This window comes from Humisphaera borealis (assembly GCF_015169395.1).
GTDB lineage: Bacteria > Planctomycetota > Phycisphaerae > Tepidisphaerales > Tepidisphaeraceae > Humisphaera > Humisphaera borealis.
In genome coordinates this window covers 5,896,075-5,915,069 of the sequence record NZ_CP063458.1, presented here as the reverse complement: position 1 = coordinate 5,915,069, position 18,995 = coordinate 5,896,075, and the positions used below count along the sequence as shown (strand labels likewise).

Annotated in this window: 16 protein-coding genes; 14 read left to right on the top strand and 2 right to left on the bottom strand. The window is 63.7% G+C overall.

Going from position 1 to position 18,995, the window contains the following annotated elements; genetic code table 11:
• Nucleotides 1-151 precede the first annotated feature (151 nt).
• Complete coding sequence (locus IPV69_RS22235) at nucleotides 152-1,579, top strand: pyruvate dehydrogenase complex dihydrolipoamide acetyltransferase (RefSeq protein ID WP_206291924.1); 1,428 nt, start codon at nucleotides 152-154, stop codon at nucleotides 1,577-1,579.
• Between the two features lie 30 nt (nucleotides 1,580-1,609).
• On the opposite strand, the gene IPV69_RS22230 is transcribed toward IPV69_RS22235, so the two are convergent.
• On the bottom strand, nucleotides 1,610-2,005 hold the full coding sequence (locus tag IPV69_RS22230) for a HEAT repeat domain-containing protein (protein WP_206291923.1): 396 nt from the start codon (nucleotides 2,003-2,005) through the stop codon (nucleotides 1,610-1,612).
• Nucleotides 2,006-2,492: 487 nt separating this feature from the next.
• On the opposite strand from IPV69_RS22230, the gene lpdA reads away from it, so the two are divergent.
• From lpdA to IPV69_RS22165, 13 genes are all read left to right on the top strand, one after another.
• On the top strand, nucleotides 2,493-4,403 hold the full coding sequence (gene lpdA / locus IPV69_RS22225) for a dihydrolipoyl dehydrogenase (protein WP_206291922.1): 1,911 nt from the start codon (nucleotides 2,493-2,495) through the stop codon (nucleotides 4,401-4,403).
• A 255-nt stretch (nucleotides 4,404-4,658) separates the two neighbouring features.
• Nucleotides 4,659-5,618, top strand: coding sequence for a hypothetical protein (locus tag IPV69_RS22220; RefSeq protein WP_206291921.1), 960 nt, complete (start codon nucleotides 4,659-4,661; stop codon nucleotides 5,616-5,618).
• A gap of 200 nt (nucleotides 5,619-5,818) precedes the next feature.
• Nucleotides 5,819-6,490: a hypothetical protein gene (locus tag IPV69_RS22215; RefSeq protein WP_206291920.1), complete on the top strand. Its 672-nt coding sequence runs from the start codon at nucleotides 5,819-5,821 to the stop codon at nucleotides 6,488-6,490.
• Nucleotides 6,491-6,624: 134 nt separating this feature from the next.
• Nucleotides 6,625-7,185 carry an RNA polymerase sigma factor gene (locus IPV69_RS22210; RefSeq protein ID WP_206291919.1) on the top strand — a complete coding sequence of 187 codons (561 nt, stop codon included), beginning with the start codon at nucleotides 6,625-6,627 and terminating at the stop codon, nucleotides 7,183-7,185.
• A 545-nt stretch (nucleotides 7,186-7,730) separates the two neighbouring features.
• The gene (locus IPV69_RS22205) at nucleotides 7,731-8,312 is read left to right on the top strand and encodes a dockerin type I domain-containing protein (protein ID WP_206291918.1); all 582 of its coding nucleotides are present in this window, start codon (nucleotides 7,731-7,733) and stop codon (nucleotides 8,310-8,312) included.
• A 131-nt stretch (nucleotides 8,313-8,443) separates the two neighbouring features.
• Nucleotides 8,444-8,953, top strand: coding sequence for a hypothetical protein (locus IPV69_RS22200; RefSeq protein WP_206291917.1), 510 nt, complete (start codon nucleotides 8,444-8,446; stop codon nucleotides 8,951-8,953).
• Between the two features lie 540 nt (nucleotides 8,954-9,493).
• Entirely contained in the window at nucleotides 9,494-11,797 is a 2,304-nt protein-coding gene (locus tag IPV69_RS22195) for a VIT domain-containing protein (RefSeq protein WP_206291916.1), read from the top strand.
• A 533-nt stretch (nucleotides 11,798-12,330) separates the two neighbouring features.
• Entirely contained in the window at nucleotides 12,331-12,846 is a 516-nt protein-coding gene (locus tag IPV69_RS22190; RefSeq protein WP_206291915.1) for a hotdog family protein, read from the top strand.
• A gap of 302 nt (nucleotides 12,847-13,148) precedes the next feature.
• Nucleotides 13,149-13,562 (top strand): acyl carrier protein, encoded by a 414-nt coding sequence (locus tag IPV69_RS22185; protein WP_206291914.1) that lies wholly within the window; start codon nucleotides 13,149-13,151, stop codon nucleotides 13,560-13,562.
• Nucleotides 13,563-13,683: 121 nt separating this feature from the next.
• Complete coding sequence (locus tag IPV69_RS22180; RefSeq protein WP_206291913.1) at nucleotides 13,684-14,178, top strand: 3-hydroxyacyl-ACP dehydratase FabZ family protein; 495 nt, start codon at nucleotides 13,684-13,686, stop codon at nucleotides 14,176-14,178.
• 107 nt (nucleotides 14,179-14,285) lie between these two features.
• Nucleotides 14,286-15,590 (top strand): beta-ketoacyl-[acyl-carrier-protein] synthase family protein, encoded by a 1,305-nt coding sequence (locus IPV69_RS22175; protein WP_206291912.1) that lies wholly within the window; start codon nucleotides 14,286-14,288, stop codon nucleotides 15,588-15,590.
• 85 nt (nucleotides 15,591-15,675) lie between these two features.
• Entirely contained in the window at nucleotides 15,676-16,986 is a 1,311-nt protein-coding gene (locus IPV69_RS22170) for a beta-ketoacyl-[acyl-carrier-protein] synthase family protein (protein ID WP_206291911.1), read from the top strand.
• A gap of 31 nt (nucleotides 16,987-17,017) precedes the next feature.
• Nucleotides 17,018-17,929: a hypothetical protein gene (locus IPV69_RS22165; protein ID WP_206291910.1), complete on the top strand. Its 912-nt coding sequence runs from the start codon at nucleotides 17,018-17,020 to the stop codon at nucleotides 17,927-17,929.
• 28 nt (nucleotides 17,930-17,957) lie between these two features.
• On the opposite strand, the gene IPV69_RS22160 is transcribed toward IPV69_RS22165, so the two are convergent.
• Entirely contained in the window at nucleotides 17,958-18,656 is a 699-nt protein-coding gene (locus IPV69_RS22160) for a CPBP family intramembrane glutamic endopeptidase (protein WP_206291909.1), read from the bottom strand.
• Between the last annotated feature and the right edge of the window lie 339 nt (nucleotides 18,657-18,995).

The following is an 18,995-nucleotide window of genomic DNA, read 5'->3' as shown; positions in this document are numbered from 1 at the left end:
AGCAGACGTAGGGTCCGCCTTGGCGGACGCGATCTTTTGCGGGGTGAAGGTAATACCGATTCGCCCTCGCCGCTGAAGCCCTGCACAAGTCTGAAGCCATCGACATATTTGCGCCCTCGCGTCCGCCAAGGCGGACCCTACGGAGAAGAGAATGCCATCCAAGATCAACATGCCCCAGCAGAGCGACACGATGACCGAAGGAACGGTTGTGAAGTGGCTCAAGAAAGAGGGCGACAAGGTGAAAGCCGGCGAAGTGATCGCCGAGATCGAGACCGACAAGGCGGTCATGGAGATGGAGTCGTCCGAGGCGGGCACGCTCGCGGCGATCCTGGCGAAGGACGGACAGAAGGTTGCGGTCGGTGCGGCGATCGCCATCCTCGCGACGGGCTCGGAGAAGGTCGAAGACGTGAAGAAGTCGGCGGGTGCTTCGACCGCCGCGGCACCGGCAGCCAAGGCCGAATCGGCCCCCGCGCCGCAGGCTGCTGCTGCATCGCCAGCCGGCAGTTCCGCCCCCGGCTGGACCGCGCCCAAGGCCCAGCGCGCCCCGATCTCGAAAGACGAAGAACCCGCCGGCGGCCAGGGCTTTCACCCGCCGACGAGCGACACCACGGTCGCCGTCGCCGAGCAGGAAGCCAAAGCCGCTGCCGCGGCCTACGCCGTCCACCAGACTGAGAACGGCCAGGGCGGCCGCTTGTTCGCCTCGCCGCTGGCCCGCCGCATCGCCGCCGACAAGGGCATCGACCTGCGGCAGGTCAAGGGTTCCGGTCCCGGCGGCCGGATCGTCCAGTTGGACGTGCTGAACTTCAAGCCGGCTCCCGCCGCCCCCGTCGAACAGAAGGCCGATGGCGCCAAACCGCAAGCGACGCCTGCACCCGCTCGTGTCTCGCGCGGCACGACCGACGTACAGCCGCTCACCAAGATGCGCGGCGCGATCGCGACGGCCCTCCAGCGGTCCAAGCAGCAGATCCCCCACTTCTACGTCACGGTCGATGTCGACGTCGAAGAACTCTTCAACATGCGCGTCCGTCTGAACAAGGCACTCGAAGCCGACGGCGTGAAGGTGTCGGTCAACGACTTCGTCACCAAGGCGTCCTGCGTCGCACTGATGAAGCACCCCGCCGTCAACGCCCACTGGACCGGCGATTCGATCACCCGTTTCGGCGACGTCCACATCGGCGTCGCGGTCGCGATCCCCGACGGCCTGATCGTGCCAGTGATCAAGAACGCCGATCAGATGGGCCTGAAGGAACTCCAGCAGCGCACGGGCGAACTGGCCAAGAAGGCCAAGGCCCAGAAGCTCAAGGGCGATGAGATGAAGGGCGCGACCTTCACCATCAGCAACCTGGGGATGTTCGGCGTGAAAGAGTTCAGCGCGATCATCAACCCGCCCGAGGTCGCGATCCTCGCCGTCGCCGCCGCCGAGAAGCGCGCGGTGGTGAAGAACGACCAGATCGTCGCTCGCTGGACGATGAGCCTGACGCTGAGCTGCGATCACCGCGCGGTAGACGGCGCGACCGCCGCCGAGTTCATGCGGACGCTGAAGGGGTTGCTTGAGGAGCCGGGGTTGATGTTGGTGTAGGTTTAGGTCGGGCACTGCCCGCCGGATCCATCATGCTTTCCCGCGCCGGCGACGTGGTGGCTCAGGCATTGGGCCATCGTTACCTGCCACGCGCCATTCGATAACGTCCGCAGCCTGCTTGAACTCAAACCTTAGAAGCATTGGCGTTTCTGGTTCCCCAGCCAGACGTCGTAAAGCGGGGATTGCGGCCGCCGCCCCGCCGCCGAGCACGCGCAGCTGTGTGGCAACAGTGCTCCGGACTGATCGATCGGCGTCATTCAACGCCTGGATTAGACTCTTGAGCGCTGATTCACTGCCCGAGTTGAGTGTTGCGATTGTCCGCGCGGCTTCTGCGCGATTTCCCGCAATCGGATCGCGATGAAGGATTCCGATCAGCTTCGCCATCATTTCATCCGAGCATCGTCCGAAACGGGCGAATACCGTCATCGCCAGTTGCCTAATTGGCGGCCAGGAATCGTCAATTTGTAACGCGACGGAAGGCATTGCAGACGCCGCTTCTGGTCCCAAAACGAGCAACCCCGCGAGTACTGCGAATCTCGTGTTCCGATCGACATCTTGCCTTAGCGACTGAATCAGTATGTCTAACGAGTCCAAATCCGACCGTTCCAGGCTGCTTAACCTTACGAACGCTGCGTGCCGTGCCGCCTCGGCAGTGTCGTGAAGTTGTCGAAGGGCATCTTCGATCGTCATTTCTGAAACCTACCATGCGTCGACTGGCTGACCAACTACCGTTGCCCCCGCCCCACAACTCCCTAGAATCTCCCGTCCCGTAGGGTCCGCCTTGGCGGACGCGATTCGTGGCGTGGTTTATCCCCTGCCGCGATTCGCTTCTCCCATCGAACTCCACGGAAATCTGATATCGCCGTCCATTTTGCGCCATCGCGTCCGCCAAGGCGGACCCTACGGAGATTCCATGCCCGCCAAGATCAACATGCCCCAGCAGAGCGACACCATGACCGAGGGTACCCTCGTGAAATGGCTCAAGAAGGAAGGGGACAAGGTCAAGGCCGGCGAAGTGATCGCCGAGATCGAGACCGACAAGGCGACCATGGAAATGGAATCGTCTGAGTCCGGCACGATCGCGGCGATCCTCGCGAAGGAAGGCGACAAGGTTCCCGTCGGCGCGACGATCGCCGTCCTCGCGACCGGTTCGGAAAAGGTCGAAGACGTGAAGAAGTCGGCGGGCGCTGGTGGCGCGGGCAGCGGCCCGGCAGCGCCGAAGGCGGCGTCCCCTGCCCCGGCAGCTTCGGCTGCTCCGACTGCCCCTGCGAAGCAGCCGCTTGCGGCATCGCAAACCAGCGCTGCTACATCCGCGAAACCGCAAGCGGCGGCTGCGCCGACGGGAACCAAACCGTCCCCCGCTCCTGCCCAGCCCAAGGTCCGCTACGACTACGACATCATCGTCATCGGCGGCGGACCCGCCGGCTACGCCGCCGCGATCCGCGCCGGGCAGCTCAAGAAGAAAACCCTCTGCGTCGAGAAGGAAAACCTCGGCGGCACCTGTCTCAACTGGGGCTGTATCCCCACCAAGGCACTCCTCGACGACGGCGCGTTCATCCGCAAGATGCGCACCGAGCCCGAGAAGCACGGCGTATCCTTCGACAACCTCAAGATCGACTTCAGCAAGCTCGTCGGCCGGAGCCGTGGCATCGCCAGTGAACTATCCAAGGGCATCGGCTTCCTGCTGGGCAAGGCCAACGTCAAGCACGAGCTCGGCGATGGCATCGTCGTCGGACCGCACAAGGTGAAGATCAAGACCAAGGACGGCGAAAAAGAAGTCACCGCCGACCACATCATCATCGCGACCGGCGCGAAGCCCACGCCGCTGCCGTTCGCACCGTTCGATTACAAGAAGGTCATCAGCAGCCGCGAGGCGATGAACCTGCCAACCCAGCCAAAGAAGATCGTCATCATCGGCGCCGGCGCGATCGGCTGCGAGTTCGCCGACTTCTACAACGCGATCGGCACCGAAGTCGCGATCGTCGAGATGATGGACCACCTGCTGCCGATCGAAGACAACGACGTCTCGATTTTGCTCGAGCGCGTCTTCGCCAAGCGCGGCATCGACGTCCGCACCAGGACCAAGACCGAGAAGGTCGAAGTGACCGATGCCGGCGTGAAGGTGCATGTTTCCGGCGGCAAGCCCGGTGTGATCGAAGCCGACGTCGTGCTGGTGGCGATCGGCGTCACCGGCAATGTCGACGGCCTGGTCGCCCCCGGCTGCAAGCTGGAAGTCGAGCGGAGCCGGGTGAAGGTGAACGACCACTTCCAGACCAATGTGGAGAACGTCTGGGCGGTCGGCGACTGTGTGATCTTCAACTGGCCCGCCAACTCGCCCAACGCCGGCCAGCGCCACCCGGACCTGGCGCACATTGCCCACCACGAGGCGGTGAGCGTCGTCGAGGCGATCGCCGGCAAACCGCTGCACACGATGGACTACAAGTTCACGCCCGGCTGCACCTACACGCACCCGCAGGTCGCGAGCATGGGCTACACCGAGGCCAAGGCCCGCGCCGCCGGCAAGGAGATCAAGGTCGGCAAGTTCCCCTTCAACGTCAGCGGCCGCGCCAAGGCCGCCGGTGAAACCGACGGCTTCGTCAAGCTCATCTTCGACAAGCAGTACGGCGAACTGCTCGGCGTTCACATGATCGGCGAGAGCGTCACCGAACTGCTCGCCGAGCTGGTCCTGGCCAAGAAACTCGAAGCGACCGAAGCCGAGATCATCGAAGCCGTCCACCCGCACCCGACGTTCAGCGAGGCGGTTATGGAAGCGGCGGGTGTCGCCGACGGGCGGGCGATTCACTACGTGGGCGCCGGCGGGTGAGCCGTGTGGGGAATAGACATTCTTGTCTGTCACTCGGGACCGCAAGGACCATTCGAAGCTCAGCCGGTTTCTTAATTCACGGCTACCGGTTCGCCCTCATTGCGTCGACTGAATGACTTGAAAGACCGCGGATCGACGTTCGATGTCGAACTTCCGGCCCGAGTGAAAGACAAGAATGTCCGTCCCCCAAAAATGCCTTGACACATTAACTTTGCATTGTAAAGTATTTCCAACTCTCACACGGGGAACTTTCCAATGCTCACCTGGTTCAAAGCTCTCGACCGCGTCCTCAAAGGCGAAGCGACCCGGCTCGACTCCCTTCGTGGTGGGTCAATCGCCCTTCCCTTCGGCGGACTTTCCGTCCTCCTCATCCTCCTCGGCGCGGTCTACGGCGCGTGCATGGGCGCGTTCGCGCTGATGGGCCGCTGGGGCACCGACACGCAGGCCTCGGGCTACCTGCAGATGCTCGCCAGCGCGTCGAAGGTGCCGATGCTCTTCAGCCTCACGCTGCTGGTCACCTTCCCTTCGCTCTACGTCTTCAACGCTTTGGTCGGCTCGCGGCTGGGCTTCGCATCCGTCGGCCGGCTGATGGTCGCGGCACTGGCCGTCACGATGGCGGTGCTCGCCTCGTTCGGCACGATCCTGGTGTTCTTCTCCCTCTGCACGACCAGCTACCCGTTCATCGTGCTGCTGAACGTGGTGATGTTCGCGATCGCCGGCGTGCTGGGGATGCGGTTTCTGCTGCAGACGCTGCATCGGCTCGCGGTGGCGCGGGAACTGGATGATGCGGCCGCGATCGTTCCGACGCCAATCGCCGTCACGGCGCCGACCGAGGTGCCGGCCGAGTCTATCGCCCCGCAGGCGTATTCGTCTGAGTTGCCGGCGTCGGTCTCAAAGCCGCCGGGCGCGCTGGACCGCATCGAGGGTCACGCCTTCGGCCCGCACGTCAGATCGATCTTCAAGATCTGGATCCTGGTGTTCGGCCTGGTCGGCGCGCAGATGGGCTGGGTGCTTCGGCCTTTCATCGGCAATCCCAACGCGCCATTCACCTTCTTCCGCGAACGCGAAAGCAACTTCTTCGAGGCCGTCGTGAACAAGATCGGCGAAGTCGCCACATGGGACACCAAAAAGGCCAAGCCAGCAAGGCAGCGGCACGACGACCGCGCCGGCATGCCGCTGCCGCCGGCGACGACGAAGACCTACACCGGCGACTGAGGGAAGAGGTCAGCCACAGATGGACGCAGATGAGCACCGATAGGAAGGCGACAAACCGTCGGCTGACTTCGGCGGACCGATGGGGGGGGCGTCCGACGATCAGCGACTGCCTGCGTTTCTCTTATCTGTGTCCATCCGTGTGCATCTGTGGCTCAATCTTCTTCCAGTGGCGTCGAGCCAATCAGTCCAGTGCTGAGCTCATGCGTTCCTTCCTCCGCCAGACCGATCGCCTTCTCCGCGGCCGCGACGTCGCCGGCGACGAATCGCCGCGCTCGGCGCTGCCGCGTCTGCTGCTGACGATCGGCCTGTTCGGCGTGCTCTACGGCGCCACCATGGGCACCTTCGGCGGCCTCACCGCCGAGCGATGGCTCCAGCCGGTTTATTCCGGCCTGAAGGTGCCCCTGCTGCTGCTGGTCACGTTCGTCCTCAGCCTTCCGAGTTTCTTCGTGCTGAATACCATTCTCGGCCTGCGGGCGGATTTCGCGTACGTCCTGCGATCACTTGTCGCGATGCAGGCGGGCATCACCGTCATCCTGGCGTCGCTCGCGCCGTTCACGGCGTTCTGGTACGCGTCGGTCGAAGACTACAACGCCGCGCTCATGTTCAACGCGCTGATGTTCGCGATCGCCAGCATTGCCGGCCAGTTCACCCTCAAACGGTCGTACAAGCCGCTGATCGCCCGCGACCCGCGGCACCGGCTGATGATGCGTGGCTGGCTGCTGATCTACGCGTTCGTCGGCATCCAGATGGGCTGGGTGCTCCGCCCGTTCGTCGGCAGCCCCGACGCGCCCACGCGGTTTTTCCGGCAAGGCGCGTGGGGCAATGCATATGTGGAGGTGTTTCACATTGCGGGGCGGGCGATGGGGTGGTGAGGGTAAGGGGACGAGCATGCAAAATGCAAAACACGCAATGAAAACTGCAAAATGAAGGAAGCCATCGTACTTCGACTTTGCATTTTGCATCGCCTGTTTTGCATTTTGCATTCATCGCGTCCATCCTCCCCGCCGTGACGCTTCCCCCGCCCGCCGATCCTCGATCCGACCTGGAGCTGGTCGCGGCGTTGAACGCCGGAGATGCGTCGGCGTTTGACGCGCTTTACTTCCGCCATCGCGACTGGGTCGTCCGCCTCGCCGCCCGCTTTGCCGGGAACGACGCCGACGCGCTGGATGTCCTCCAGGAAACGTTCAGCTACCTGCACCGCAAGTTCCCCGGGTTTCGGCTGACGGCGTCGATGACGACCTTTCTCTACCCCGTCGTCAAACACCTGGCGCTGGCGGCGAAGAAGAAGACCCTGCGCCTGGTGTCTGACGACATCGCGCTCGACGCCGCGCCCGACCGCGACTCCGCCGACCCGTCCGACAGCCGGCCCGAGCTGGCCGAGGTGCTGGCGTCGCTTCCCGAGACCCATCGCGAGGTGCTGCTCATGCGGTTCGTTGACGGCCTGTCGCTGGCGGAGATTGGCGTGGCACTGCAGATCCCCCTGGGGACGGTGAAGTCGCGATTGCACAACGCTCTTAATCTGCTGCGGGAGGATCCCCGGGCGAAGGATTACTTCGATCCCCGGTGAGGGGCGCTCGTTCGTGATGGGAACTCCCCGCATCGGGAACACGCTCCGCTTCGCGTCGCGGCTAACCCCACCCGGTTAGCCGCGACGCGAAGCGGAGCGCGGGTACGCGGATTTGAGAGGGTCACCGAAAGTAGAAAGAGGAACCAAACATTATACTTACAAAATCCGCCACGCGCGGTATAATTGTGCGAGATGCTCTCCGCGTGGAGACGTGCCGCCCCATGACCATGGGAAAGCGACCTGACGAGTGGTAAATCGAGTGGAAATCAAAGCAGATGGAACGACACCGTGTAGATCGACGTTTCATCGGTCGCAGTGCTGGATAAGTCCGGTTCTCGTGGATGAGCCTGGTTCGTCCTCCCGGCAACCGGGTGTTGCGTCCAAACCCAAGGTTGTGGCGCGCAAAAAGCACGAATTCCCCAAATCAAAGCCATTCGGAACGGTCCTTGCGCGTCGTTCAATCGGCTTTTTGACCGCTTGTCCGTCGTAGCTGAGATTTCTGTGAACCTTCGGACCCGCTTGTTGCCTTACCAGTTGGATCGACGATGAACCCCAACCCCGAAACATTCTCCGACGACGCCCTTCCGCCGGCTTTGCTGGCGGGTTTGCGGTCGGCCCAGCGGACGCCGGTCGTGCCGGCCGCCGTCGACGCCCGCGTGCGGAACGAAGCTCGCGCCTATTTCGCCCGGCAGAGGCGGGCCCGGGTCTGGCTGCGGGTCGGCGGCAGCATCGCGGCGGCGGTGCTGGTGGTGGTCGGCGTGCGATTGGCGACATCGCCGACGGGAGACCTGTCGCCCAGCCGTTCGCCGGTGGCGATGAACAGCGCCGAACCTGCGATGTCGGCCGGTGCCGGCGGCGCTGCCGCCGGGGACACGCAGGGGGATGCCGCCCCCGGTTCGCCTGCCTCCCCCGCCACCCGGCCGACGGTCGTCGATGCCAGCTTCCTGCGCCAGGACATCGACCGCAGCGGCCGGGTGGACATCCTCGATGCCTTCACCGTCGCCCGCGGCGTGAAAACGGGCAAAACCGCCGCCAGCTGGGACGCCAACGGCGACGGCGTGATCGACCAGCGCGACGTGGACCAGATCGCGGCGATCGCCGTCCGCGTGAAGGGAGGCGTGCAATGAACGTTTTTCGAATGACATTCGGATGCTTTGGAATCGCGATGACGCTTCTGGCGGCTTATGCGACGGCGCGCGCGGGAAAGGGCGTGGAGAGGCGAACATCGAACACCGAACATCGAACATCGAACATCGAAATGTCATCTGATGCGAACTTCGGTGTTCGGTGTTCGGTGTTCGGTGTTCAATGTTCAGCTTTTCAGGCGGCGCAACCCGACAATCCAACGCCCATTCCGGCGGGCAATGCCCGCCCTACTCTGATCGCAGAAGTCCCGGTTGCCGTCCCTGTCCGCTTCGAAACCGTCGACGTCTACATCGACGCCGGCGACAAGCCGCTGGCGGCTTATCAGTTCACGCTCCACTCGGCGACGAAGACCGCGCTGCTCGCCGGGCTTGAAGGCGGCGAGCACCCCGCCTTCGCCCAGCCCCCCTACTACGACCCCAGGGCGTTGATCGACGAGAGGGTGATTGTCGCCGCGTACAGCACGGCCGAAGAATTGCCACAAGGCCGAACCCGCGTCGCCCGGCTGCACGTTCAGGTGACCGGCGACAAGAACGCCGAATACGTCGCGACGCTGCAAACCGCCGCCGGCGCGGACGGGTCAATCATCCCGGCGAAACTGACGGTGGAGACTGCAGTGCGTTGATTGTTTTTAGTGCGGTCTTTCCAGGCTGCACATGCAGGCTGGAAAGCCTGCACCACAAGTGAGTCCGTGGATCCACGCGAGGCGTTACAGGCATGCCGTTACAGGGATGCCGGCGATGCCTCAGAATGACCCCGGAGGGGTCAACGACGCTTGCCACGGGTGGAGCAGGTCGGCGAAGCCGGACCGCGGAACCCGTGGAAACGATCCAATGAGACACCCGCCCCGGGAGGGGCGGAGGAGCCGTGAGAAGTCGGCCGGCGTCAGTCAGTCGTAACGATGACGACGGCTCCTCTGCCCCTCCGGGGCAATTGTTGAGTGTGGTGCGGCGAACCACGGGTTCCGCAATTCCGGCTTCGCCGGACTTGCTCCACCCGTGGCAAGCGTCGTGGACCCCTCGGGGGTCCTGTTGATGCCGGATGCCGGACTCACGGTGCGATTGGCACCGGACGCGGGAAGAATCCGGGTCTTCGCGAGTACGCTCAGACGCCGGCGTGAAGCGAAGTGCGCAGTGAGTATGGGGCCGATCAGAAGGAGTACGCAATGAAGCTTCGAATGAAACAATCGCGATGGACGCGCTGGTCGGTCGTCACGCTTTGCCTGATCGTCGTTCCACTCCTGGGAGTGGCGGTGGCGATGTCGGGCTGCGGCAACAGCGAGTCCTATACCGGCCAGCGACTGCACGCCGAGCAGAGCCGAGAGGCGCGCTTGCAGGCCATGGCGCCGAACATGTCGGTTCCCACTGCGGGACAGCCGACGGGGCCGTCTCCCAGGCGCTCGGACTCGATCCTTCTCCCGAACGATGACCGGTCTCGCGCCATCTCCGACCTCGTCCCCCCGTCGTCCCTCCCCGCGCCCGGCGAAGAGCTTTGGGTGATCGAGAAACGCGACATCGTCCCCGCCGCCGCGGGCGACGACCTGTTGCCGCGCTCGGGCGCGCTGATGGCGAAGCTCGCACCGGACGCCCCGCCGCAGGAGTTCCGGCCCTGCCCACTTAAGCACACCGACGTCAAAGCCCAGATCGCCGGCTACATCGCCGCGGTGGACGTCACCCAGCAGTTCCACAACCCGTTCGGCGTCAAGATCGAAGCGGTTTACGTCTTCCCGCTGCCGGCGAACGCGGCCGTCAACGAGTTTGTGATGACCGTTGGCGACCGCAAGATTCGCGGCGTCATCCGAGAGAAGGAGCAGGCCCGGCAGATCTACGAAAACGCCAGGGCGCAGGGCTTCACCGCGGCGCTCATGGTGCAGGATCGGCCGAATGTCTTCACCCAGTCGGTCGCGAACATCGAGCCGGGTAGGCAGATCGACATCAACATCCGGTACTTCAACACGCTGACCTATGCCGACGGCTGGTACGAGCTGGCGTTCCCGACGGTGGTCGGGCCACGGTTCAATCCGCCGCACATTCGTGACGGCATCGGCGCGGTCGGCCCCGGCGCGCGGGGCACTTCGGGGCAGAATTCCGAAGTGACCTACCTGCGGCCGGAGACGCGCACAGGGCACGATATCGCGATCGCGGTCGATCTCGACGCGGGCGTAAATTACGAGGAACTGGCGTCGGTGAACCACGCGGTCCAGGTGCAGCGCCACGACGGCCGGCGGGCAACGATCGCGCTGTCGCCGCACGACACGCTGCCGAACAAGGACTTCGTGCTCCGCTGGCGCGTGGCCGGCGACAAGGTGAAGACGGGTTTGATCGCGGCGATCGGCGATGATGCCGCGATTGCTGGGAACCTTACGCGCAGCGATGGCGTTGGTCGCCTCCCAAGTGGGCACTTCGCGATGATGATCGTCCCGCCCGCCACGCTGAAGGACCTGCCGGTCCAGCCGCTGGAGTTCGTCTTCACGATCGACGTCTCCGGCAGCATGTCCGGCCGGCCGATGGAGCAGGCGCGGTCGGCGATGCTGCACGCCCTGAAACGCCTCGGGCCGAACGACCGGTTCCAGGTCGTCAAGTTCTTTAACGAGGCCGAGCAGATGGCGCCGCAGCCGGTGCCGGCCACGCCGGACAATATCAACGCCGCGATGGCCTACGTGAATCGCATGTCGGCTGGCGGCGGCACGATGATGCTCGAAGGCATGCGCAAGAGCCTGGACTTCCCCCGAGATCTGGAGCGCACCCGCGTCGTCTGCTTCCTGACCGACGGCTTCATCGGCAACGAGGGCGAGATCCTGGGTGCGATGCACCAGTGGATCGGCGACGCACGCGTCTTCAGCTTCGGCGTCGGCCAGAGCACCAACCGCTACCTGCTCGATCACATGGCCAAGATGGGGCGTGGCGCGGCGGCGTACATCAGCCTGAACGACAACGCCGACACCGCGATGGCGGCGTTCTTCGACCGCGTGCGTCACCCGGCGATGACCGATATCGCCGTCGATTTCGGCACGATGAATGCGCGGGAGATCTACCCGCGCCAGCCCGGCGACCTGCTCGTCGGCCGGCCGATCATCCTGACCGGGAAGTTCGATGGCGCGCTGCCGGCCAAGGTGCTGGTGAGCGGCCGGATGAACGGCCGGACGCAGTCTGTCAGCGTGCCGGTGACGGCGGCGACAGGGCTGACGGCCCGTGCGCTCCCGCCGATCTGGGCACGAGGCAAGATCGCCGACCTGGCGGATGAAGCGACCTGGCGGCCGAGTTTCGACCTGCCGCAGCAGATCAAGCAGGTGGCGTTGGAGTACAGTTTGATGTCGAGCTTCACGAGCTTCGTCGCGGTGGATTCGTCGCGCCGGACGGAAGGCAAGGTCGGCATCAGCACGCCGGTCCCGGTGCCTGTGCCGGATGGGGTTTGGTATGACACGACGGTGGGTGAAGGGGCGCAACCACCCACGGCGCGGCGGGATTAGATTGGCATTCGTCGTAAGGACCCGCTTGCGATCCTGGGGACCGAAGAGGCGGTCATCCGTCTGGGCTGGTCGTTCAGAGTTCCCTCTTCAACACGAAGGGCACGAAGGCACGAAGGCACGAAGACACGAAGACACGAAGACACACAGACACGATGCGTAGTTGAGGATGCGTCATGACGATCTCGACCTCTTGGTCATGGCGTTTTGGCGTTCATGAGTCCGATTGTCGATGATCCGATTTCAAATCCCGGCGGGACCGACTGAGTACCGAAGGCAACAAGCTTCGTGACCTTCGTCCCCTTCGTCCCCTTCGTCCCCTTCGTCCCCTTCGTCCCCTTCGTCCCCTTCGTGGCTTCGTGCCTTCGTGTTAAAAGCGGTAGACCAGAGACGTCCCCGGCGCAGACGTCCGTCGCGCCACGGCACCGCTTCCCTTGCAATCCCCCACGTTCACCGCTAAAAATCTGCGAACAACGGGCTGCAGGTTATCGGACGCACCGACCAACCCGAGGCTCTCTTGCAGGGACGCAAGCCGCTTGAAGTTCAACCTCATCGATAAGGTCGACCTCCTCACCGACGACAAGATCGTCGCGAGCAAGTTCGTGTCGCTCGCCGAGGAGTATCTGGGCGACCATTTCCCGTCGTTTCCCGTCTTGCCCGGCGTCATGATGCTGGAAGCCGCCACGCAGGCCGCCGGGTGGATCCTGCATCGCCGGACGGGGTTCTCCAAGTCGATGGCGGTCCTGAAGGAATCGAAGAACATCCGCTACGGCAACTTTGTCGCGCCTGGCAACTTCCTGCGGATCGAAGCGGAGCTCATCAAGGCGACCGAGACCGGCGGGAACTTCAAGGTGACCGGCTCGGTCGTCAACAGCGCCGGCAAGCCCTCCGACAACCCCGCCATCACCGGCCGGATCGAAATCTCGCTGTTCAATCTCGCCGACAAACAGCCCGAACTAGGCGAGTTGGATGCCCGGCTGCAGGAGCATAACCGACTGCGGTGGAAGGTCTTGGAGCAGTCGATGGGGAAGGGCGCTGCGGTCGGTGTGTGATTCGCTCCCTCTCCACCGTACTCGCACGGAGAGGGCTGGGGTGAGAGGCCGAACGTGAGGCGTCGTCACTCGCCGATTCGGTCGTGTGAATGGACGAGAAGACGAATTCGAGCCGGGTTCGGCGGGTCACGACGCTCGACGTTCGGCCCCTCACCCTATCCCTCTCCCCCGCGTACAGGGGAGAGGGGACCGGAAGACTCGATTTATCGCGGTGCTCTAGCCGATACAGCATCAAGGCCCGATAATGTCGGGCTTGGCGCTCTGACAAACGAACACGACCAAAAGGACGAAGGACTACTGCTATGGCTCTTTCCCGCGACGAGATCTACTCCAAAGTGCAGAGCGTGCTCGAAGACGCCCTCGGCGTTGACGCCGACGAAGTGACCCCCAAGGCCACGCTCTCCGGCGACCTGGGCGCCGAGAGCATCGATTACCTCGACATCGTCTTCCGCCTGGAGAAGGCCTTCACCACCGACACCGCTAACCCCTTCAAGATTCCGCGTGGCGAACTCTTCCCCGAAGACTTCGAAAGCCTTCGCGGCGACCCCAGCCTCATCTCCGGCGACAAGCTGACCCCCAAGGGCATCGCCGAGCTGAAGAAGCGTCTGCCCTACGCCGACTATTCCGACTTCGAAGCGAACCCCACGCTCGAAGCGGCGAACGACCTGATGACGGTCAACACGATCGTCAATTACATCGAGGCCAAACTGAAGTAAGGCCTCGCGGCCTGTCCCTGGTCACTTGTCATTGGTCATTTGCCGCAACTCGTCGTCAAAGCGATTCGCGTGACGAACCAGTTGCTGCGAATGACAAGTAACAAGTGACAAATGACCTCCTATGCGCTGGATCTGGATCGACAAATTCACCGAGTTCACCACTCGAACGTCCGCGACGGCGATCAAGAACGTCTCGCTGGCCGAAGAGCACCTGCACGACCTCTACCCGGCGTTTCCGATCGTGCCGCATTCGCTGATCGTCGAGGGGATGGCCCAGACCGCTGGCATCCTCGTCGGCGAGGCCCGGAACTTCGCCGAGAAGGTGATCCTGGCCAAGATCGGCAAGGCGACCTTCCACCGCTTGGTCCGGCCGGGCGAGACGATCACCTATTCGGCAAAGATCGAACAGCTCAGCGAACAAGGGGCATCGATCGCCGGCGTTGTCACAGCGCAGGGTTCGGGTGCATCGGAGAAGGTGGCGGACATCGAGCTGATGTTCAGCCACATCGACCAGAACATGTCCGGCATGGAGTTCCCGGAGCACAACTTTGTGTTCACGGAGCAGTTCACGGAATTGCTGAAGAACTACCGGACGGGGTCAGCGGTGACGATCTGACAACAGAGTGGAACGCCCACCGACGGCGTCGGTGGGTCCCACGGACACTGTCCGTGGGCGTCTCCTCCCCCTTACGTTCTACGTTCTACTCGTTAGTCTGAGCATTCATGCGAAGAGTCGTCGTCACCGGCATCGGCATTATCTCTCCCATCGGCATCGGCACGAAGGCCTTCTGGGAGAACCTCACCGCCGGGCAGTGCGGGGTCAGGCGGATCGCGATGTACGATCCGTCGGGCTTTCCGACCCAGATCGCCGGCGAAGTGCCGGGGTACAAGATCAACGACTTCGTCCCCAAGAGCTACCGCAAGGCCACCAAGGTGATGGCGCGGGATATTGAGCTCGCCGTCATCGCCGCCGACGACGCGTTCAAGGATTCGGGGCTCAAGTCCAAGGCCTACACCGATACGCCGACGATTAAATCCGACCGGTTCGGGTGCAATATCGGCGCAGGGCTGATCAGCGTCGATCTGGCCGAGCTGACACAGGCAATGGCGGCGGCGCGGTCGGCGGACGACCTCTCGAAAATCGACTTGAAAAAGTGGGGCAACGTCGGCATGCAGCAGCTCACGCCGCTCTGGCTGCTGAAGTACCTGCCGAACATGCTGGCCTGCCATGTGACGATCATCCATGAGCTCAAGGGCCCGTCGAACACGATCACCTGCGCCGACGCCAGCAGCCACCTGGCAATCGGCGAAGCGTTCCGCACCATCCAGCGCGGCGACGCCGACCTGGCGATCTGCGGCGGCGCCGAGACCAAGGTCGTCCCGATGAACCTGCTGCGGCAGGTACTGCTCAAACGCGTCACCACGCAGCACAACGACACCCCCGATCAGGCCGTCCGCCCGTTCGACGAAGGCGCGACCGGCACCGCGGCGGCTGAGGGCGGCGGCCTGCTGATCCTCGAAGACTACGAACACGCCAAGGCGCGAGACGCGAAGATCTATTGCGAACTGGTCGGCTTCGGCGCCAGCCAGGACACCTATAGCGTGACCGAGCCCGACCCCAAGGGTCACAGCTACGGCCGGGCGATCCAGAAGGCGCTCGCCGAGGCCAACCTTCCGCCGACGGCGGTTGACCTGATGGTGCCGTGCGGATTGGGCATCGCGAGCCACGACCGCGCGGAACTGGCCGGCCTGCACACGGTCTTCGGCGGCGGGCTGGAGCGCGTGCCGCTGACGACCATCAAAGCCCAGATCGGCAACATGGCCGCCGGCAGCGGCGTCGACGCGGCGACAGCGGCGCTGGGCGTACACTATGGCGTCATCCCGCCGGCGCGGAACACCAGCAAGCCGATCGAAGGATTGAAACTGAACGCCGTCCCCGAGTCGCGCCAGGCGAAGGTGGATGTCGCGGTCAGCAGCGTCTACAGCCTGGGCGGGCAGAACGCGGCGCTGGTGTTTAGGAAGGTGTGAGGCAATCGGGAGATGTAGGGTCCGCCTTGGCGGACGCTCTCGTTCCCAGAATCGCGTCCGCCAAGGCGGACCCTACGGAAGACCTATGAACCGTGTCGTCATCACCGGAATCGGCTGGATCACCCCCATGGGCCACGACATCGAGGCCGTCTGGCAGCGTCTGCTGCGCGGGGAGTCCGGGATCGACCGCACGACCCTCTTCGACGCCGAGACGTTTCCCACCCGCATCAGCGCCGAGGTCAAGAACTTCAAGCTGTCCGACCACCTGTCGGACCTGAGCGGCCACGAGTCTGCCGGCCGCAACACGCAGTTCGCCCTCGCCGCCGTCGCCAAGGCCTGGAAGTCGGCTGGCCTGCCTGAGTTGGGCGATCTCAAATCCCAGATTACGAACTCGCTTGATCTCGACCGCGTGGGCATCTACCTCGGTTCCGGCGAAGGCTCGCTCGATTTCGGAGCCTTTACGCAGGCCAATCTCGCGTCGTGGAAAGCCGAGTCACAGTCGCACGACGCCGTCAAGTTTGCCGAGCTGGCGATGCAGCTGATGGACGTCACCCGCGAGCTGGAGCAGGAGCCGAACATGCCCCTCTCGCACCTGGCGCTGTTCACCGGCGCTCGCGGCCCGGCGATGAACTGCCTGACGGCGTGCGCCGCCAGCACGCAGGCGATCGGCGAGGCGACGGAGATCCTCCGCCGCGGCGACGCCGACATCATGATCGGCGGCGGCGCGCACTCGATGATCCATCCGTTCGGCGTCACCGGCTTCAACCGCCTGACGGCGCTGAGCGACCAGAACGACAACCCCCCCGCCGCCAGCCGACCGTTCGACTTAAATCGCAAGGGCTTCGTGCTCGGCGAAGGCGCGGGCATGGTGATCCTCGAGACGCTCGAACATGCCCAGAAGCGTGGGGCAAAGATCCTGGCCGAGGTCGTCGGCTACGGCAGCACCGCCGACGCCTACCGCATTACCGATCAGGACCCCAATGGGATGGGTGCCGTGATGGCGATGCGCGAGGCGCTCGCCGATTCAGGCCTGTCGCCGAGCGACGTGCATTACGTCAACGCCCACGGCACCGGCACGCGAGAGAACGACGGCAACGAGACGCAGGCGATCAAGACCGTCTTCGAAGAAAAGGCCAGGGCCTGCCCGGTCAGCAGCATCAAGAGCATGATGGGCCACCTCATCGCCGCAGCCGGCGCGGTGGAGTTGATCACGTGCGTGCTGGCGATCCGCGACCAGGTGCTGCCGCCGACGATGAACCTCGACACGCCCGACCCCGATTGCGACCTGGACTATGTGCCGAACAAAGCGCGGCAGGCCAAGGTGGATGTTGCGATGAGCAACAGTTTTGGCTTCGGCGGGCAGAACGATACGATCATTGTGAAGCGTTGGGGTTGATCATCCTTAGGCCGTCAGACCGGGGTACTGAATGTCGCTCATCTTCTGGACGTCATATACCGCCACAGCACGGGGTGTGCGGCTGAAGCAGGTCTGCTGCGAGAAGTGCGGCGGATACTACTATTACGAGATGATCCGCGCCGCGCAGGGGAAAGCCGCAGCGATCTACAACATTGACATGTCGGGTGCAGCCGATCGCTCCGCCAGGGCGGCAAACCTGAAGCTCGCACAGACTCTGATGCGCGAGCAAGATCCGATTCCATGCCCGACGTGTGGCCATGTGCAATCGAAGATGCCCCGGAGCGTCCCATCCGGGACGGCCCGTCCGGCACCCGGCATGCCGCCATCGCTGGTCTGGGTTTCGCGACCACGTCCTGACGGCAGTGACGGCGGACATCTGGCGACGGCTACGCCGCAGCATGCTCAAACAGGGACCTCGATTGTCTTTCAACTTCCCCGCGTCCAGCTTCCCGCCGAATGTTGTAATTGTGGCAAGCAGGGAGACGGGCTACTTAAGACGCCGTTTCAGATTGGCGACACCCCGGAAAATCTCGGGTTGAACGTATGTGAAAGCTGCCGATCGGCGCTATCTTCGCGGGCATTTATTGTCGCGGCCATAGGATGGCTGCTGGCCATAGCTCTGGGTGCGTGCGTCTATTTGTTCGCGACGGAAGAGCCTCGGCGCGGTGAGCAATGGGCCGCCGTTATCGCGGTCACGCTTGTAACCGGCCTGGTCTTCAACATTGTTCTACCGAACGTGTTGGTGCCGCCCTACGGCTTCACAATGCTTGACGCCAAACGCTTGATCGCCAAGCTTCGATTCCGAAACGCGAGCTACGCCGGCTTAGTCGCGGCCACGGTTGCTGCAGCGGATAGCGGGGGCCCACTTTTCGCGGACGAGACTTCCGGTCAGGCCGCAGAACTTGCGAATATCGTTGAATAGCGGGACAGCGCGAGGTCTCCCACCGCCGTCACCCGCCCACCGCCGTCATCGTCCCGCTCCGAATGAACTCCCCCAGCCCCACCGTAAACACCAACTGCCCGTAGATGACATGCTCCAAGCTTGTCACCAGAAGCGACCGCGTCTTCCAGTAGCGGTAGCTGAAGATCAACCCGCCGGCGATGCACATCGTGACGGCGATCCAGTTGCCGAACAGGATGTGCATCCACGCGAACGCCGCGGCGCTGAGGACGATCATCCCCCAGCCGTCGCCGGCGATCGGCTTGTAGCGGTGGAAGAAGAACGCGCGGTAGATCACTTCCTGCGGGTACACGCTGATCAGCGGGTAGCCCAACATGATCGCCAGCCAAGCCCACGGATGCTGGAGCGGCAGCGAAAGCAGTCGGTCCGGGGAGAAGACTGCCAGCAACGCAACGAACAGCGCGACCGCTGCCAGCCACAACGGAATCACCGCAATCAGCCGGCGTGCAAGGTCGTCCGTGTTCCAAAGTTGCTTCACGTCGAACGACGGATCACGCACGAGAATGAACAGACACGTCGCGGCGATCAGCCCGCCCACGGCAAGCGGGTGCAGCGGGATCAACTTCTGCATCAGCGCCAGCGGGATAAGCCCGAACAGCAGGAACAACTCGGCGAGTAACCAGGCTCGTGTACGGCGGACCGACACGACGGGTGCGGGCTGAAGGAGGACGGCTGGCTGGTATGACATCTCTGAACGCTCCTTGACCTCGATCGCTGCCCACCGCCGCCGAATCCAAACACGACACTATCGCGGAACAAACGTCACCGTAACAGTCGGACGAAAAGGATAGTCATGGTGTGGTGCCATGGCGATGCAAAAATCTTTGCCAGTCAGCACCCTGTTCGCCGGTCGCCCGGCCCCGACTTTCCGTCGCCGCAAGTGAAGCCGCCCGAACGGTTTGACCAGCGAAGTTTGACGGATCGCCCCTGCCCCGATACATTCTTCGGTCCTTTTCCCGCCCCCCTAGCGTAGGGATTGGAAAGAGCCGCACGCCTGTTTTTAAGGCTGAAAGCGGCCGTCCCGACA

Excerpts from the sequence above, each read along its gene's own strand:
- IPV69_RS22235 (WP_206291924.1), top strand. The coding sequence starts at position 152 with ATGCCATCCAAGATCAACATGCCCCAGCAGAGCGACACGATGACCGAA.
- IPV69_RS22230 (WP_206291923.1), bottom strand. The coding sequence starts at position 2,005 with ATGACGGTATTCGCCCGTTTCGGACGATGCTCGGATGAAATGATGGCG.
- lpdA (WP_206291922.1), top strand. The coding sequence starts at position 2,493 with ATGCCCGCCAAGATCAACATGCCCCAGCAGAGCGACACCATGACCGAG.
- IPV69_RS22220 (WP_206291921.1), top strand. The coding sequence starts at position 4,659 with ATGCTCACCTGGTTCAAAGCTCTCGACCGCGTCCTCAAAGGCGAAGCG.
- IPV69_RS22215 (WP_206291920.1), top strand. The coding sequence starts at position 5,819 with ATGCGTTCCTTCCTCCGCCAGACCGATCGCCTTCTCCGCGGCCGCGAC.
- IPV69_RS22205 (WP_206291918.1), top strand. The coding sequence starts at position 7,731 with ATGAACCCCAACCCCGAAACATTCTCCGACGACGCCCTTCCGCCGGCT.
- IPV69_RS22200 (WP_206291917.1), top strand. The coding sequence starts at position 8,444 with ATGTCATCTGATGCGAACTTCGGTGTTCGGTGTTCGGTGTTCGGTGTT.
- IPV69_RS22195 (WP_206291916.1), top strand. The coding sequence starts at position 9,494 with ATGAAGCTTCGAATGAAACAATCGCGATGGACGCGCTGGTCGGTCGTC.
- IPV69_RS22185 (WP_206291914.1), top strand. The coding sequence starts at position 13,149 with ATGGCTCTTTCCCGCGACGAGATCTACTCCAAAGTGCAGAGCGTGCTC.
- IPV69_RS22180 (WP_206291913.1), top strand. The coding sequence starts at position 13,684 with ATGCGCTGGATCTGGATCGACAAATTCACCGAGTTCACCACTCGAACG.
- IPV69_RS22175 (WP_206291912.1), top strand. The coding sequence starts at position 14,286 with ATGCGAAGAGTCGTCGTCACCGGCATCGGCATTATCTCTCCCATCGGC.
- IPV69_RS22170 (WP_206291911.1), top strand. The coding sequence starts at position 15,676 with ATGAACCGTGTCGTCATCACCGGAATCGGCTGGATCACCCCCATGGGC.
- IPV69_RS22165 (WP_206291910.1), top strand. The coding sequence starts at position 17,018 with ATGTCGCTCATCTTCTGGACGTCATATACCGCCACAGCACGGGGTGTG.
- IPV69_RS22160 (WP_206291909.1), bottom strand. The coding sequence starts at position 18,656 with ATGTCATACCAGCCAGCCGTCCTCCTTCAGCCCGCACCCGTCGTGTCG.